12 protein-coding genes are annotated in these 16,625 nt (G+C 59.6%); 10 read left to right on the top strand and 2 right to left on the bottom strand.

Features of this window, described 5'->3' with window-relative positions; all coding sequences use genetic code 11:
• The first annotated feature begins 14 nt into the window (after positions 1-14).
• The 4 genes from DBR10_RS14900 (at position 15) to DBR10_RS14885 (ending at position 6,906) form a co-directional block, all read left to right on the top strand.
• A complete protein-coding gene (locus tag DBR10_RS14900; RefSeq protein WP_233243424.1) occupies positions 15-350 on the top strand; it encodes a site-specific integrase in 336 nt (111 codons plus the stop codon).
• A gap of 10 nt (positions 351-360) precedes the next feature.
• Complete coding sequence (locus DBR10_RS14895; RefSeq protein WP_108504686.1) at positions 361-588, top strand: hypothetical protein; 228 nt, start codon at positions 361-363, stop codon at positions 586-588.
• A 37-nt stretch (positions 589-625) separates the two neighbouring features.
• Positions 626-958 (top strand): DUF3768 domain-containing protein, encoded by a 333-nt coding sequence (locus tag DBR10_RS14890; RefSeq protein ID WP_108504687.1) that lies wholly within the window; start codon positions 626-628, stop codon positions 956-958.
• 479 nt (positions 959-1,437) lie between these two features.
• Positions 1,438-6,906: a sacsin N-terminal ATP-binding-like domain-containing protein gene (locus DBR10_RS14885; protein WP_146187857.1), complete on the top strand. Its 5,469-nt coding sequence runs from the start codon at positions 1,438-1,440 to the stop codon at positions 6,904-6,906.
• 42 nt (positions 6,907-6,948) lie between these two features.
• Here DBR10_RS14885 and DBR10_RS18940 read toward each other — a convergent pair whose 3' ends face one another.
• Complete coding sequence (locus tag DBR10_RS18940) at positions 6,949-7,107, bottom strand: recombinase family protein (protein WP_158272200.1); 159 nt, start codon at positions 7,105-7,107, stop codon at positions 6,949-6,951.
• A 229-nt stretch (positions 7,108-7,336) separates the two neighbouring features.
• Between DBR10_RS18940 and DBR10_RS14880 the strand changes: the two genes are divergently transcribed.
• Positions 7,337-7,951, top strand: coding sequence for a hypothetical protein (locus tag DBR10_RS14880; RefSeq protein WP_108556470.1), 615 nt, complete (start codon positions 7,337-7,339; stop codon positions 7,949-7,951).
• Positions 7,952-7,968: 17 nt separating this feature from the next.
• Here DBR10_RS14880 and DBR10_RS14875 read toward each other — a convergent pair whose 3' ends face one another.
• The gene (locus tag DBR10_RS14875; RefSeq protein ID WP_108490354.1) at positions 7,969-8,829 is read right to left on the bottom strand and encodes a GIY-YIG nuclease family protein; all 861 of its coding nucleotides are present in this window, start codon (positions 8,827-8,829) and stop codon (positions 7,969-7,971) included.
• Between the two features lie 376 nt (positions 8,830-9,205).
• On the opposite strand from DBR10_RS14875, the gene DBR10_RS14870 reads away from it, so the two are divergent.
• The 5 genes from DBR10_RS14870 to DBR10_RS14840 all read left to right on the top strand — a co-directional run bounded on the left by DBR10_RS14870 (position 9,206) and on the right by DBR10_RS14840 (position 16,596).
• Positions 9,206-9,637: a hypothetical protein gene (locus tag DBR10_RS14870; RefSeq protein WP_146184161.1), complete on the top strand. Its 432-nt coding sequence runs from the start codon at positions 9,206-9,208 to the stop codon at positions 9,635-9,637.
• A gap of 9 nt (positions 9,638-9,646) precedes the next feature.
• Complete coding sequence (locus tag DBR10_RS18935; RefSeq protein ID WP_146184160.1) at positions 9,647-12,460, top strand: KGGVGR-motif variant AAA ATPase; 2,814 nt, start codon at positions 9,647-9,649, stop codon at positions 12,458-12,460.
• A gap of 108 nt (positions 12,461-12,568) precedes the next feature.
• Positions 12,569-13,264, top strand: coding sequence for a hypothetical protein (locus tag DBR10_RS14855; protein WP_108505446.1), 696 nt, complete (start codon positions 12,569-12,571; stop codon positions 13,262-13,264).
• A 1,555-nt stretch (positions 13,265-14,819) separates the two neighbouring features.
• Complete coding sequence (locus DBR10_RS14845; RefSeq protein ID WP_108485958.1) at positions 14,820-15,815, top strand: hypothetical protein; 996 nt, start codon at positions 14,820-14,822, stop codon at positions 15,813-15,815.
• Positions 15,816-15,822: 7 nt separating this feature from the next.
• Entirely contained in the window at positions 15,823-16,596 is a 774-nt protein-coding gene (locus tag DBR10_RS14840; RefSeq protein ID WP_108485957.1) for a hypothetical protein, read from the top strand.
• Positions 16,597-16,625: the final 29 nt, after the last annotated feature.

The following is a 16,625-nucleotide window of genomic DNA, read 5'->3' as shown; positions in this document are numbered from 1 at the left end:
GGGGCGGGCGACGGGTGCCGCTTCACCCAGATCTCAGATCCGCGCTCTCCGCACTTCTGCGGGCCACGGATGGCGTAGGTCCCGTCATTCGATCAGCCAAAGATGGAGCGCTGCGCGCAAACAGCATCGTCAATTGGTTTAGCTCGCTCTATCGCGAGATCGGAGCCGTTGGCTGTTCGTCACATAGCGGGCGGCGCACGTTCATCACCAACGCGGCTCGATCAGCACACCGTGCGGGCGCGAGCTTGCGGGACGTCCAGCTACTCGCTGGGCACCGTTCTATCGAGACGACACAGCGTTACATCGATGGTGACACCGACGCGCAGCGTCGCTTGGTCCAGTACCTGTAGGAGGTGGGCCGTGAATCTCAAATCCATCGCCGATATCCAGCCGGTAGCGGTCGCGCTGGAGGATGTTCAGGGCGTCCACGATCTCCGGTTCAATGGCATCGATCTGGAAACGGGCAACCGAATTAGCATCTTGATCGAACGCGATATTCGCGACCACGCCATCGCTACAGACCGCCAGTTCTCAGCAACGGGTCTAGTTCTGCTTCTCAGCATCAAGCGGCTCGCTGACCTGGTCTGAGCCTTCAAGCGCGACGCGCTAAAAATCGGGAAACATCATGATCAATGCCAAAACGGCGTCCATTCGGGCGCTGAATGACAAACTGCGTCGCGAGCTCATCGGTGGGCGAGTAATGGTGACGCCAGGCATCACTGCGGAGGGCGGTGATTTCCTTAGGGCGGTCCTCGCCGCGGTAAGCCAGTTCGCAGACTTTAATCCGGACAACGATCCCTATGACGAGCACGACTTTGGAGCCGTCGATGTTTGTGGCCAGAGGGTGTTTTGGAAGATCGACTACTACAACGCTGATCTGATGACCGGCTGCGATCGCCCCGAAGATCCCCTCCGATGCACGCGCGTGATGACGATCATGCTGGCGGAGGAATACTAGGCAGAGATGCCATCCCGGATTTGAACTACTGTCTATTCGAAAAAATCACTCGAAGTGTGAACTAGAGGCTCGGTCTTGATCGAAGCCTAAACGCCACTCGCGGGCGGCGGATATGCGATAGTGTATATTTAGAGAAATGCACTGTGATGGATTGTTGGCAGAGGGTTGTAACTCGTGGGGGGGGGGGCGAATGACGCGTCCGTCGAAGCCCCGTCGGCTAAGCCTCTGGACAGTTACGCTTCTATGACGGTGGTAGGCACTCACTCTCGATAGACCGGAGCTAACGCTTAGGCAACCTTGGGAACGGTCCGGTTGTTGGCGGAGAAATGGGCGACCGCTGAAAGGGATTCTTCAGTAGATCCAGCCGGGGTGCCAAAGCGTGAAAGTCGACTGCTCGAAAACATTGTCTGGGCTGTGCGTATTGGCTTATCTTGACGAAAGTCGACGGTAGCGTCGTTGAGAGGCGGAACAAGCCTGCGATGTACGACACCGATCCTGCGGGAACCTATTCCGCCTATATCGAAAGGGCGACAAAGCGCGCGCTCGAAAGCTTCGTCGGCACGATCGACGAACACGGGGACTATCTGTCGCCCATTTATGCCGGCGCGGCCAGCATGGGCGAAGCCATAGCCGCCGATTACCACGGCCGGTTTCTGATCGAGCTGATCCAGAACGCCAACGACGTTCATCCCAACGGCCGGTCTGACGGTGAGATCGAAGTCCTGTTCGATCGGTGCGGGACTGGAGGGGTTCTCTATGTCGCCAACCGCGGCGCACCCTTTTCGGAGAAGAATGTCGACGCCCTGAGAAACATGGGACTCTCGAGCAAGCCCCCCGGCGAATCCATTGGCAACAAGGGCCTTGGATTTCGCAGCGTGGGTCACATCTGCGATTCCCCGGCCGTCTATTCGCAAGCCGGCGATTGGGCCGGGGGGCATGGTTTCGAAGGGTTCTGCTTCCGCTTCGCGCAGGCCGAGGACCTGCAAGCGTTGCTCGGAAACGAGCGCCATCGTGAACTGGCGCGACAGGATCTTCCGCTCTTCCACGTCCCGATCTGGTTGAAAGAACAGCCTGAAGCGGTGCGGGCCTTCGCAAAGCGAGGATTTGCGACCGTCATTGCGCTGCCGGTCCGCTCCGAGGCCGCCGCGCAGGATGTCTTGAGCGAGATCGCAGAACTTCAGGCGCAAAAAGCGCCCGTCTTGCTTTTTCTCTCCAGGCTCGAGCGCCTGACCGTGCGCCTGATCGATGAACATGGGGTCGAACGCCGGGCCCTGAGCCTTGAGCGACATGAACGGCATAGCGGGGAGGTGTCTATTGCGGACCTAGGAACCGCCGGGCGCTACATGATCTCGCGCAGGCGCATCGCCGAGGCGACCATGACGGCGTGCGTCCTGGACGGCGTTGAGAAGAAGCAACTGCACAAACATTGGCTCAAGTGGGAAGGCGAGGGGGAGGTGGCCCTGGCCGTACGGCTGGACGGCGTGGTGGCCACGCCGCGCCTCTACACCTTTCTCCCGATGGGGGAAGAAGCCGTAGCGCCGTTTTCCGGCTATTTGCATGGAAGCTTCTTCCCAAGCTCCAACCGCAAGAATTTGGATGCGTCGGTTCACCTCAACGCGGTGCTGTTGAAGGCTGCGGCCCATCTTGCGGCCGATACGGTTGCCCGCCTGGTCGGTCCCGACGCCGATTTTGAGCTCGACATTGATCCGCAAGAACGCGCGCGCATGGTCGTGGACCTGATGTGCTGGCGGAAGGTCGACAGCCTTCAAACCCTGGAGGACCTGCCGGCGGAAATAGGCCGCCGCATCGCCACGCGCCTCGGCGCGGTCAATCTGGGCCAGGCGCCCGTCGTTCCGGTGCTGACGTTCGCCGATGAGGTCGAAGGCGTGGGCTGGGCGCGAGCGGTCGCGGCTCGGCAATGGACGAACAAGAGCCGGACATTCGGCGTCCAAACCGCCGCGGCCCTTGCGCAAACAACGGGAGCCTCTCCGATCTGGCCAGGACTGGAATTTCGTGCTCCCATTCTGACCGCCTATCTGGCCAAGCACGTCGCCGGCTATTCGGAAGCGCCCAATGCAATGGAACGGGGCACGCTGGCCGTTCAGGTCGCCCAGGACATCGCCGCCGCAAAACTGCCTTCCACAGCCCGATGGTCAGCCTATTATAAGGATCTAGTCGAGTTGCTCGACAAATCCGGCCATGTCCTTGCCGGCAAACCTGTGTTGCTGTGCGCCGACGGCAAGCTGCGGGCTGCCATGGCCGCGGCGCCCGAAATCCAGGCGGCCACCAAGCGGCGGCGGCGCGCGCCTATCGCTGTCGCCGTCTTTTCGCCACCGGCCCGGCGCGGTGGCGACAAAGCCGACCCGGAGCAATTGTCGCCGCCCCAGAGCCTGGCCGATAACTTTGCGTTCCTGTCGGACGCCCTTGAGTGGCATGGCGAGCTTTCGGAAGCGCGGGGATATCTCGAAAAACAGGGGCTCGTGCTCGAATTTGACCGCGAGACCATCCTGACCCAGCTTTCGCGCGTGGTGCGCGCCGATCATCGTGCCGCGCCCAGGGCGGCCGGTCTGCGTTGGGCGTTCCAGATCTGGCGCCGGCCTCAGGAGACGGGGCGGGGCTTCCAACTGCAGCCCTCCCATCGCTTCTTGGTGCCGACGATGGACGGAGAGTTCATCGAAGCCGGCGAGGCGATATTTTCGGAGACTTGGCCTGAGGAGACGAGTGGTCGGCTGCTGCAGAGATTTTTGAACGCAGCGCCCCCGACGAGCGCCGATGTCGTCGCACTTGGGAAGAGACGGTTGGCACCCAAGACGCACTACTCGCTGAAGGTAGGTGGCAATACGGAGCTTTGGACGACGTTCCTGACGCAGCTGGGTGTCAAGCGCGGGCTCCAACCTACAAAGCAAGAGGTGGCGACGAAGGTCCAAGGTTGGCGCTTGCGCGACATGGTCTTTTGCAATGCGCTCGGCATCTCGCTGCAAGCGGCGCAGGCATGGAAAGCCGACATTCTCGCCGAAAACGCTCACGCCATGGCGATGACCCCCACAAGCGAATACTTCATTCGTGGAGAAATACTCTGGATGCCGGGGCAGGGCGACGTCGCCGAATTTAGTCGGGAATGCCTGGAGTATTATGCCCAGTTGGTGATCGGTTGGCTTGGTGAGGCGCAGCCGACCTATTGGGATCTGAACGTCCATCATTATCATTTCATCCACGACGACGCGCGGACCTGGCCGACGCCGCTGAAGTCCTTCCTGAGGTCCGCCGCCTGGGTCCCAGCGGACGAGCCTTCGGTTTCCGGCGGACGCCGGGTTTTGGCGCGCCCGTCCGATATCTGGATGGCGCCGGAGGCCGGCGACCGGTTCCCAAGCTTTCTTCGTCGTCCGGCCGTTCCTGTAATGCGCGCTTTGGAGCGAGCAGGACCTAATCAGATCCAGATCCTGCAGGCGCGCGGCGGACTTCATATTTTCGATGACCCGAACGGCCTCGTCGACCAAGCCGTCTTCTTGGCCGAGCAGTACGCCAAGGAGGGGTTTGATCGTTACTTCGAACGGCGGCTGCTTAATCTTTATTTTGCAACCTGGCGCAAGATCGCCGAGCGTTTCGGGCGCGGGCAGCTGGGGACCCAGGCGCACCCGCCTCACATTCTGCTCGCGCGAAGGGGAGCCGACACCGAGGTTGTGCGTCCGGCGTTGATCGCACAGGGCGATGAGCCCTTCTACGTGCGCGACGGTGACGACGAAACGGCCGTTAGCTTGCTCGAAGCGGCGGGGCGATTGCTGTTTGACGCCCGGACCGACCACGTCGGGGTCGGGAACGTGATGCGCGCTTTCTACGGCGAAAAGGTCCGGCTTTTGTCGCAGGTGAACTACGCGATGAGCGTCGACGGCCGGGATGTGGGCGAGGGGGAGGTCGCCCCAATCGTTGTACGATGGCCGCGGCTGAAGGGCATGGTTGCGGTGGCGATGGAAGCACTCAAGGGACCGGAGGCCCAAAGATTGCCGGCCGACCGGCATGCGATCATCGACCGGCTCGAACGCTTACTGTTCCAGGGCGCGGCGACGATCGGCTTTAAGATCGACGGTCTGGATGTTGACCAAGAAGTGGACGGGCGAAGCGCATTTGCGCTCAAGACTGCGGACGGCCGCGCGATCGTCGTCTGCAGAACCACCGGACCGGCGAACTGGTCGGTGCTAGACGAAGCACTGGGCGCGCTCTGCGAAGCGATCGATCAGCCCGTCCTGGAATCGGTGCTTCGAATTTTGCTTCTCGGGCAACGCTCAGCGGGTGCGGCCCCGACTGAGGCCGCCTTTACAGACCTGGACCTGGAAGACATGTGCGGCACGCTCCGTCTTTCTCGATCGGCCAGACGTGCGGTCCGGGAGACGCTCGGCGCGGGACTGGAGCGTCACCTGCCTTGGCTTCGAGCCCTGCTCTACATGGCCGACGGCAGTGAGGCCTTGGACACGTTCGTGGTGCGGGAGGCAGAGGTCGTTAAGGACATCGCAGATCTGCGCCGGGCGATCTCGCCCTGGCTTGGACCCTTGGAGCGGGACGCCGACCAGGTGCTTGAAGCCTGCAAGACGGCGCTGACGATCGCGGAGCTGCGCGACGCCTTGGGATTGGATTTCGAAGCGCTGAACCTTGCCCTGATCGCTGTTGGCGAAAAGCCCGACACCTACGCCGAACTCCACGTCGGCCTCGTCGTCGGCTACGCTGGTGCCCATGATCTGGAAATCACCGATCTGCTGCGTGCGGCCTATGCGCCGACGTTGAGCGAGGGCTCCCTTGCACCGCAATACGCTCAGGCGCGCGAGGCCGCGCGCGCGTTGTCGCCCGATCCTGACTGGTTGTTGAAATACAAGGAAGTCCCCGACGCGCTGATCCGGGCTCACATCGACCTGTGGCTCCAGGCCCATGGCGCGCTACCGCTCGGCTCGGATCCTCCCGGACTTGAAGCCCTCGATCGGGTTCGCCGCACCAACGTCGCTGCTCTGAAGGTCTTTGTCGAGAGCGCGGGGCCACTGGTGCGGGCGTGGAGCAAGACCAGGGCGACGCCCCATCAGATCTGGCGCGAGGCCGACGGGGGGCTGGCGGGACTGCGGGCGCTGCTGGATCAATCGGGGGCCTTTGACTGGCGCACGCTCAATTCCGAAGACTTGCTGGCCTGGACGGATAGGGTTGGCGCCTGGCCTCCAAGCATGGACCTGACCTTGGACCGTACTGTGCACAAGATTGTCGAGAGGGACATCGCCGCCGAGCAGGCTCAAGCCAATCTGGCGGCGGAGGCCCGCAGGAAAGCGGCTCGGTCGGTGCCGTTCAACGGCCGCCCGGTAGATCCTGAAGGGGCCGATTGGGCGGCTCTGGAGGCCGAACTCGTTCAATGCTTGTCGCCCAAGCTTTTCGCCACGCCCTTGGGCCGCAAGGCGGGCTTGGCACCGGCTCGGGGCAAGGTAGGCGGTTCGAACGCACCTGCGTCCGGAGGCGGCGGGGGCGGTGGTGCAAATGACGTCCCGTCGCAGAAGACGGACATGATCGGCCGGCTGGGCGAACTGGCCGTCCGCCATTGGCTGATGCGTAAGGCGTCGGATCAGGACATCGACGCGGCGTGGAAATCGAAGATCGGCGAGCAATTCACCAGTCGCCCGGGCAATGACGGTCTGGGCTATGATTTTGCAATCAATGTCGGTCGCCAGGTGTGGCAGATCGAGGTCAAGGCGAGCCTCAACGACCCTCTCTCCTTCAAGATGGGTGAGACGGAAGTCAGGGCGGGCAGGGCGGCGGCGCGTGCGCGCAGCGGCGTGCAGTACTGGATTGCATATGTGAGCAATCTGAGCACCCCGGCGCACGCCAGGGTCGAAATGATCCCCAATCCGATGAGTGAGGAGGGCGAGGCGGTGTTGGACCTGTTGGGCCAAGGCTTGCGCTATGGATTTCGACGGTCCTGATCGGCTCATGGTGAAACGCTGCCACGGCTAACGGCATACGGGTTAGCGCCAGCCCTTGCCAGCGCAGAACGCCTCAAGCTGCCGCCGTTGGTCGGGAATGGAGAGGTCGCTCTCGGCCTGGCGGCCGGTCGAGACCCGCAGATACAGAGCCGCCCGATCCGGGGCGGTGGTGGTCGGCTCCGGTGGGACTAGGCGGCCCATGGCGATGTCTCCAGGGTGTCAGGGGATGGCACCGAACAGCTAGTCCAGCAGGTCGGCGAAGAAGGCTTCGATGATCCGCGCCTCGTGGTCGGTGACCGGCACGAAGTCGGGCCAGTTGTCGGTGACGGTGATGGGCGGATAGACGCGCACCCTTGACGCTCATCGGCCAATCCGGCCTTCGTTCCACCAAGCGCACCAGGGCGGGATGCGGCGAGTAGAAGTTGGGCAGATGGTAGACGCTGGACCGAAACGTTATCTGGTTAACGCCGTGACCCTCCCCGGCCAATTTCCCACCCATTGGCACCCGGTAGCCTTTTGGGAGGCCTTGGGTCGGGTCGTGGCTACATTCGGGTTTTTGGAAGAGGTCCTTGGCAAGGCGATCTTCGCCTTCACGGCAACTCGCCAGCACCCGCAGGACGAAATCGAAGCCGCATATGAGCAATGGCTGCCGACGTTGCAGCGCGCGCTATCAAACCCTTTGGGCGGCCTCATCGACACTTACAGCAAGGCTGTGCGCGACAACGATAAGGCCACGATCGCGAACCTTCCCGAGCTAGTGACAGATCTCAGGGAAGCGGCAGATCTCAGGAATGTGCTCTGCCATGGCTCTTGGCGTGCCCCAGATGCGCAAGGTCGATCGGTGCCCCTGTACGTCAACAAGCGAGATGAGATTTTCACGACACCCGTTGATGTGGCTTACCTAAACCAAGTCCGAACGCACACCGCTGAACTTGCCTGCGCGATCATCAACACAGTCACGCACATGGGATGGCAGTTTCCTGGGTCGAGCGGGCCGGGATCAGAGGTATTCAGAAGGCCAATCGATACGCCGTCCTCGTCGTGAAGTTGGCTGCGCGTGTGTCAGTTGAAGTTGAGGCCGATGTCGCGGCTGTGAAGCTTTAGCTTCCAAACGGCCTCAAGGCCGAGAATCTCATCGACCGTCGCATTCGAGCCCGCCACTTCCAAAATGCTGACGAAGTAGTCGCTCGGATCGCGCATCTTGAGACCTATGTTGCCGCCGTGACCGGTCGTTGCGTAGGTCAACCAACGACCTAGAAACCCGTCCTCCCCATACGCCGATCCAACGTAGTGCTCTCGCGTCCGGGGGCAGGCCAGCAAGTAGACACCGCGCGTAGCGCGCAAGACTGCTTGCCATGTCAGCGGCATGGTCTCGATGTCAGAAAGCGGTCGTAGGAGCTTTGTGAAACCGGGGAATTCCTCCTCGCGGAAAGTTCGCGTCAGTTCGACGATCGCCTTGTCCTGATTATCAGCTCTCTGAACCCAGGCGCGGCTTGCGCTGGCCGTGTCGCCCCAATGGATGAAGAGGCGGCCAATGTAGTCGCTGAGTTGCTGGACCCGCGTACATTCGTAATGGTCATAAGGGGCGATGAGGCCCTTCGGGCCGCCGACGTTAACGCCGGTCAAAGGGTCGATCGTCCCGGATGGCACGGTGCCAGCGAGCGCGACCGCGTAGAGACCGACAAACATGGTGGCTCCGCTCGGCGGGACCACGAAGCTTGCCCAGTAGCGCCCACGGAAACGGGAGCGCTCACGCGGCGCACTAACCTGGGTGCTCTGGTAAGTCTCGAAGCTGCCGGGGTCATCGCGCCAGAGCGTGTAGGGCGTGCGCCCGCGAACCTTCGACGTCTGATGCCGCAAAAGGCGGACGTCGGCAGGATCGATTCCTTCGTCGCGGAGCAGGTTGTTGAGGCGTAACGGCATGTGCCGAAGCTTGGCCGAACACGGGCCGCTCGTCGATTGCCGCTTTGTCGGCATAGGCGGCTATTTGGCCGGTGGTCCCGGATAACCTGTTGAGCTTAGGCGACAAGCTCTAGAAACCGGGACCCGACCTGAGATTGAGGTCCCGGAAATTCTTCAACATCATTAAGGCCATGGACCAGAATGGTCCCGGCCCTTTTATCTCGCCGTCACTGCTAACCTATCCCGGCCCGGGCAAAACGACCCAGTTGCCACAAATTACAGATAGCTTTGCCAATGGTGCCGACACCCGTCACACTTGCATTCGAGCTTGCCAAGCTAGGCAGGAAAGCCGGTAGAATTTTCGTAATCCAATTGTTTTGACTCGGAGCCAACGGCCTTGTTGGAAGCGTCCCTGCAGCAGATGCGCAAAGCCTGCCTCAAAAATCTCAAAGCGGCGGGAGCGCTCCAAGGGGCTCACGATTCTGGAAAGGGCATGCTGCTATTTTACAGCGCCGAATGCGGACTTAAGCACCTCGTGATGAAGGACCGAGGGCAGAAAACCACCGCCGCGGTCGCCGGGGAGTTCGGTCATAACATCAGGGCTTTGATCGCTGTTGCCCAGATATCTCGATCTGAACTCGCCCAAGCTGGAAATGGCCCTGTTACGGTGCCCGACATCCGCAAAAGCGGCGAGTCGAACACCATCTCCCTCTCCGAGTTCCATGTAGCCATGCGATATAGCGTCGATCTTCAAGGTGACGATGAAGCAAAAGCGCTTCAATTTTTCGATAAGCTAACATCGGCTCTCAAAGGCCGCCTCTTCGCCTAGGTACTGTACATGGACACGAAAAGTTTTCCGTATAGCTGGGGTGACATCGCCGACACGTTGAACGTGGCGAGGTCGCGAGGCGAATTTCCGTCATCTCTAGTTAAAGCTGAAGTGTATTGGGATCAAATATCTCTATATGCTGAATCTATTAGTTATTATAGCGAAATTAAAGATTGGGTTTCATCTTTGTTTCCGCTGAGATACAAAGATAATTCTATTGTTCTTGATGGACCTCAATTTTCAACGTCGCTTCCTATTGAAATATTGGAATATGATAGTGAGATTGCCGGAGATCCGCCGTTAGCGCTGGCGTCGCAGTATGTAGCCGCCTCCACCCAAATCTGGTTCAGGCGGGTCGAGAGTGCCGAGAAAATCCAAGAGACAGATTTCCCAAGCTTCGCCTTTCACTCTGTAAAAGGAGGTGTGGGGCGGACAACATCCGCGCTTTCATTTACATTATCTCTGGCGGAGAAATTCAACCTCAAACCTATGCTTGTTGATGCGGATTTCGAAGCTCCGGGGATAAGCTATCTTTTCTTAAGCGATGGTAGGGAGTGCCATTTCTCGCTTGAGGATTTGATTGTTCTTGCTCATGCGGACCCCGATGCAAGCGCCGATGGCGCAATCGCGTTTGGCGCTGAAAAGTTGGCCAACCAGACGCATGAGGGCATCACGTTCCTTCCATGCCTCCGCCGCGCGGATATGCTTTCGGCATTCGCAATCCGGCCGGAACAGCTCCAGAAATCGCACTCCGATAAGCCGTTTTTCCTTTTGGATATTCTCCAGAAGCTTGCACGCGCGGCAGGTTGCAACGCTCTGGTCATCGATCTCCGCGCCGGGTTCACCGATTTGGCCGCTATGGTGCTCTGCGCGCCAGGCGTTGCGCCTGTTTTTGTCACCACACCAAGCGGTCAAGCGGTGATGTCTACGAGGGAAATGCTGAGCTTTATTGGGCGCGAGACCCAGGCAAATGGCGGCTGGCGAGGGCGTCCGGCGATCGTAATCAACAATGTCATACCCCAGGTCCGGAGGAGCGCCGAGTTCGCCCGTGTAGCTGCGAGTCTTGAGGAAAGCGCATCCAATTTCATCGACGATCCGAACGATGGCGCTGCCGCTGGTGACATTATTCAACTGAGTACCGAGGATGTAGCTGGCCCGCCGATCGTAGTGCTCGATCATGCGCCAGCGTTAACGGCCGCGCCTAGTGGTTTGAAGGATTTCATAGACGATCTCCGTGGGCAAAGTTGTTTCGATCAGATTGCCAGCGGGCTTGCAGATTGGATCGAGGACCACCTGGAGGCTCGAGCAGCGCACATCGCTGTTGAGCTGCCTCAGATCGATGTCTCAGCGCCAGTGACAGTCAGTCTGCCGTCGCAAAAATCTAAGCGCCAAAGGCTGCACGAATTTGCAAGGGATCGCGTCTTTGCCGAGTCGGGGCAGGAGGTCAGTGATGACTTTCTCACGGTGCGGGCACTGAGAGAGCTTGGAGAGCGCTTCAGGACCGAGTCGCCCAATGCCACATGCATCGGAATGAAGGGGGCCGGGAAGACTTTCACGTTCCGCGTCCTTGCTCAGATGGGCACATGGGGAACCTTCACGAACAAGCTGAAAGTTCATCCGGCGGGTGCAGGATCGCGCGATGCGCTTATTGCTCCGGTGCTGCCTGCCAGAAATATTCAAGCTTCCACAAGCATCGCTCAGTCGCGTGAGACAATCTCGAACGCTGTTGGGGGCGGGGCTCCTATAGCTTTTTCGCGCTTGAACGAACTCATTGATCAGGCCTCCAAGCAACTTACGTCTGAGAGTGAATGGGGCGCATTCTGGCTCGACGTTATCGCGTGGAGCAGCGGGGTGGCGCTTGAAGCACCCAAAGCGGGAGAGGAGCTAATCCAGCGCCTCCTGAACGCTCCCGTTCGAATAGTCGCGCTGTTCGATGGTTTGGAAGAAAGTTTCCAGTCATTCCGCGCCGACGCAAACCAACAAGCAGCAATTCGCGGCCTTACATCGTCTCTTCCACAGCGCCTTCTTGAGCTTCCTGGAAGGCCGTTGGGGCAAGTTAATTTTGTGCGTTCAGACCTCGTTGCTTCCGCATATCCTAATAATTATCGACAGTTTGCAGATCGAAATCGCGCTTTCGCGCTAACGTGGTTTGATCGCGATATTTTGGAACTTGCAGCTTGGCTGGCTCAGCAAGCTGGTGTGGCCAATACCTGGGATCCGAAATTCCAAGACGCGGAAAATCAAGCAATCGAAGAGCGGCTTGTGCCGCTTTGGGGAAGAAAGCTTGGCAAGGCCGACGATCTGGCTCGCGGAGGCCGTACTCGGGAGGCGCGGTCGTCGGAGTGGGTGATTGCAGCACTATCGGATTTGCGCGGTCGTTTGACTGCTCGCGACCTAGTCGGTTTCGTCGCAAGTAGTGCAGAAACCTCCGCCGGGGACGACAATGCCGTTTTCTTCGACCGACTTTTGGTCCCCAGAGCGATGGCGAGCGCCATTGCGCCTGTGGGGCGTCAGAAAATCGAGTCGATGGGGGAGGAAAACCCGGGACTGAAACCCGTCCTGGATGCGTTGCGGCAAGCCCCGCAATTTGCGGTTCCAATGAGCTTATCTGAATTCAAAGAGAAGATTTCTGAAGTCAACGATGAACGCATGAAAATGCTCGAAGATAACGGAATCATTCTGATTGAGGGAAACACTGTGGAAATGCCGGAAATATTCCGGACTGGTCTTGGAAATGTTGTCAGAAAGACGGGCGGTAGGAAGAGCATCATTGGTTTGATGAATAAAGCTCGCCAACTTAGAAGCAGCGATGCCGGGCTCTGAGCGAGCTGGTGGACCGTGTAGGCGTTTCTATCCTACAGTATTGGCGCTCCATTCATTCTGCGAATGGGTGGTGCCTGAGCTGAAACATTGCGCAGCCTAGATAGATTTATGGACCAACACGAGCTGATCACAAATGTCCTTTGCTCCGCTGGTGGTCACCATGCCGAGCAACTGCTTCCGCTCGGATACTCCGGTGAACGCGCGGACGTGGTGTTCATCTCGGAAAACCTGATAGCCGAAGTTAAGTCATTCACGAGCGACCGTCGGCGAGATCCGCAGGTCGCGACTAAACTTGGTTCCGTTATGGAACGCAACGTTGGCTTTGGTGCTCCTGTTGTGTTTGGCACCATGAACGTCAAGCTCCACGACCTCCCAAAGCCTGTTGCGGAACAGGCACTTAGAGTGGTGGGCGCGCGCATCCGAAAAGAGGTGACGAAAGCCCGAAGGCAAGTTGAGGCTACCCGAACCGTTCTCGATATGCCCGACGCATATGGTCTGATTGTCCTCATCAGTCCGCCCGAGCGCTTAGGCAATCAAACGGTAGCTTGGCTAGTCAACGATGCTTTGAAGCACAGTGGGCAAATGGCCGGTCTCGACGGAGCGATGGTCATCGAAACGCCTTTGGCATTTCCCGCTAGCAAATCCCAAAGCCTGAACACGTTTTCGTCGCTCTGGTCGATCAGTGGGCGGCCTTTCCCAAGCGGTTTGGCGGACCGCGTTGCGGAAGCGTGGGAGCAAATGACGTCTCAAATCGCTCGACACGCGGACGCTGACGACTTCGTGGCCTTGGGGGGCAGCGAATAGCCATCGTTGCGTGTCGCGCAGTCATCGGTCAGGCTTGACCTTAAGGACGGGCTAGTGGCTGTCGCAGACCGCTTAGCTCCAATCCATCAGGAGGCTATAATGTCACTCGGCCCTATACCGCTTAAGCAGCTTGTCGAGACAGGCGCCAACTTGGACATCGACTGTTCGCACCTTGGCCCAATCCCGATAGAGGATTTGCTTCGTGCAGCCCGCCCTGGACAGAGGCTCCGCCTTTATTGCCCTCAACTCGGCCCGGCCCCGCTCCTGAAGCTTGCGAATCTAGCTGGGGCGGACATCACCATCGCCGTCTAAGTCGTCGAAGCCTAAACCTAGAGGCAAAAGGTTTCAGCGTAGGCGTACGAGGACGACAAGAATGAGAGATGAGGGCTCTCACACGCCGTTTTGGATGGCCGCCGACTGCGCTACCGAGCCTTGCGCCACTGACCTCTATGCGATGGTAGTCAATGAAAGCCGGCTGCCGTGGCGTGGCGGACGCGGGGCACGTCTGCGGTGCGGCGGGGAGAAGATAGCCAAGTGCGGTCCCCGCATCCGCACCCATTGGGCTCACCGGCCGGTCGGCGATTGGGACAAATGGTCCGAGGCCGAGACGGCGTGGCATCGCGGGTGGAAGGACTGCTTCCCTTCAACGTGGCATGAGAAATGCCATACTGATCCGGTTACCCGAGAGCATCACAGGTCAGACGTTGGCACGCCGAAAGGCATCTTCGTCGAAGTGCAAAACTCCCCAATGAGCGACTTAGAGCGGCGGTCGCGGGAAAACTTTTACGAGAACTTAGTCTGGGTCGTGAACGGTTCATCGTTTCAACGAAACTTCGAAATTTGTCACCGATTACCGGATCCTGCTGCTGCGGGGGCTGACGATCTCGTCTGGTACCCCGCTCAGCCGGGGTTGCTGGTTACGATTGACGGCATGTGCTGGCGACGCTCCGAAACCCACCACACGACGACGATCCTCGCCGGTTGGTGAAGCTGCTGGGCTGGCAAGAGTGCGATCGAATTGTTCAGGAGACCTATCGCGGGCATCACCAGTTCACCTGGCTCCGCATGCGAGGCGGTTGGCTAGATGCCGCCAGCCCCGTGTTTTTGGATTTCGGAGGCGGATGACTATAGAGACTTGAGCGCTATGACGCGCGTGGACTGCGGTCAGTTCGGGCGGTTTCTGAATCTGCGTTCGTCGCAGATGTGATGGCCTTCAGCGACGCTGCCCAGGTCGGCTCGTTGAGAGAGCCAGCGCCCGTTGACCACCCTAGCGTCCCTCCAAGCCTCCTACTTAGTCAGGTGCCGAAATCGTAAGTTAGAGGGCAATGGCGTAGGCGAAGTGATCTTGGCCTACCGATTCTGCGCACCTACGCTTTTCCACGAAATTGTATCCGCAAGTGCGCTGGAACCGCCGAAAGTACGCTAGTCACGCCTGCTTTCAGCGCTGGCTCTCGTATGGCTTTCCGTTCCTCAGCTCCGATAAATCTCGCGATGGCTCCACGCTTCGTGTTCATGATATGTACCGGGCAATCTTTCACGACTCATGCGGTCCACTATGTTCGAGAACTTGCAGAAGGAACTGCGCCGCCTCGCTGAACTTCAACAAGTCGAAGTGCCACTCGAGGGGGATGCGGAGGGATACGCTGACAAGGAATGCCCGGCGGAGGCATGCCTTTTCCAGTTCAAAATTCACGGTGACGATTGGAAGGACATCGTGCGTGACGAAGAGGTGTTTTGCCCTTCGTGTCGACACACTGCGCCGGCTCGCTCCTGGTTCACGACCGCGCAGGTCGAAGCAGCAAAGCAGTACGCCCTCGGGACGGTAGTCAATCGTCTAAACGGTGCAATGCGCGCTGACGCCCAAGCGTCGAAGCGACGTCAGAAGCCGGGAGCATTTCTAAGTATCACGCTCGACGTCAAGGGTGGGCGCGACGCGGTGCTTGTGCCGGTGGCAGCAGCGGAACCGATGCGGCTTCGGACCACCTGTGAGGATTGCGCGTGTCGATACTCCTATGTGGGCGCGGCCTACTTTTGTCCCAGCTGCGGGAAGAATTCGGCGAGCCATACGTTCCTGCAAACTCTTGCGACCATCCGTACCGCCGCCGGCCTCGGTGAAACCCTGCGCACGGCGCTTGGTCCCGACGAAGCGGAGGTCATGACGCGTGCGCTGCTCGAGAAGGCGATGCAGGACACCGTGACCTCGTTCCAGCGCCTCGCTGAGCAGCTCTACGAAGCACGAACGGGAAATGCCGCGCGCCGCAATGCCTTCCAAAATCTCGATGCTGGTTCGGAACTGTGGCAAGCGGAGCTCGGCGGCTCCTACGAGCAGCTTCTTGATGTCGCCGCAATGAAGGAGTTGCGTGTCTACTATCAGCAGCGCCACCTTTTAGCCCATCAACAGGGTATCGTTGACAGTGACTACGTGAGCCGCAGCGGCGATGTGGGCTATGCGGTGGGGCAGCGGTTGGTCATCAAAGACAGTGCTGTCTTGCGGTTTGCCAACTTGGTTGAAGGGCTAGGCAACGCGCTCCTGGCTCGCTGCACTCCTTGAGCGCCCTATGAAGATGACCGACGATGAAATTCGGCTCGACGCGGCGCGAAAGCTGGCGGCCGATCGTCAGGGCTTACCGACCAATCCCGAAGGACCACCTGCCGAAATCACCCCAGCAATCTTGGCGTTTTGTCAGAGCTTGAGTCCGGTTATGCCACAATACCTGGCTCTCACCGCCGACCCGCTCGGCCGATATGGTTGGTGTAACGAGGGAGTGCGCTTGAAGGTGGCGACGGCTGGCGGCGAGCCCGTTCACGGTTGGAACGTGGTCGAGTGGCCGCCGGGCCTGCTGACCGCAGAGTTCCATTGTGTTTGGAAAAGCCCCGAGGGCGAGTTGATCGAGATGACTCCCAAGCCCTGGCCCTGGGGCAGGATCCTGTTCGTAGAGGACCCCAACTATCCGGCCGACTTCAACTTCGAAGGCCGTCCGCGCAATCGTCGCCATCGCACCTATGAGCCCGTGGCACGAGAGGCGCGGTTGCATGCCCAGATCGACGCCATGACGGAATCGCAGCGTGCCTATGAGGAAGGCCGCGCGGCCAAAGCCGGCCTTTCCCTGACTGCTTGGCTCGACCGCAAAGCAGTGCCGGACGTTCTGGTGTCGGCGATCGATGAGTTCATAGCGCTATGCCAGGACTTCGAGGCACACTACGACAGCCTGGGAGCCAGCGGCAGTATTAGGGCCGACGCCAAGTTCATCGCTCTAGCCACTAGGCGCCAGGCTTTGCAGCCACGGCTGCGTCAGTTGATGGGCCTGGCGGTCAAGGGGCAGGTCATCTAAGCGGCTTTTCGCCCAAGTAGCCCGCCTGT

This window comes from Caulobacter sp. HMWF025 (genome assembly GCF_003060965.1).
In the GTDB taxonomy this organism is placed as follows: Bacteria; Pseudomonadota; Alphaproteobacteria; order Caulobacterales; family Caulobacteraceae; genus Caulobacter.
The sequence above is the reverse complement of the archived record's forward strand: the minus strand, read 5'-3'. Positions and strand labels throughout refer to the sequence as shown.

Coding starts and splice junctions, on each gene's coding strand:
- DBR10_RS14890 (WP_108504687.1), top strand. CDS start 626: ATGATCAATGCCAAAACGGCGTCCATTCGGGCGCTGAATGACAAACTG.
- DBR10_RS18935 (WP_146184160.1), top strand. CDS start 9,647: ATGGACACGAAAAGTTTTCCGTATAGCTGGGGTGACATCGCCGACACG.
- DBR10_RS14855 (WP_108505446.1), top strand. CDS start 12,569: ATGGACCAACACGAGCTGATCACAAATGTCCTTTGCTCCGCTGGTGGT.
- DBR10_RS14845 (WP_108485958.1), top strand. CDS start 14,820: ATGTTCGAGAACTTGCAGAAGGAACTGCGCCGCCTCGCTGAACTTCAA.
- DBR10_RS14875 (WP_108490354.1), bottom strand. CDS start 8,829: ATGCCGTTACGCCTCAACAACCTGCTCCGCGACGAAGGAATCGATCCT.
- DBR10_RS18940 (WP_158272200.1), bottom strand. CDS start 7,107: ATGGGCCGCCTAGTCCCACCGGAGCCGACCACCACCGCCCCGGATCGG.
- DBR10_RS14885 (WP_146187857.1), top strand. CDS start 1,438: ATGTACGACACCGATCCTGCGGGAACCTATTCCGCCTATATCGAAAGG.
- DBR10_RS14880 (WP_108556470.1), top strand. CDS start 7,337: ATGGTAGACGCTGGACCGAAACGTTATCTGGTTAACGCCGTGACCCTC.
- DBR10_RS14840 (WP_108485957.1), top strand. CDS start 15,823: ATGAAGATGACCGACGATGAAATTCGGCTCGACGCGGCGCGAAAGCTG.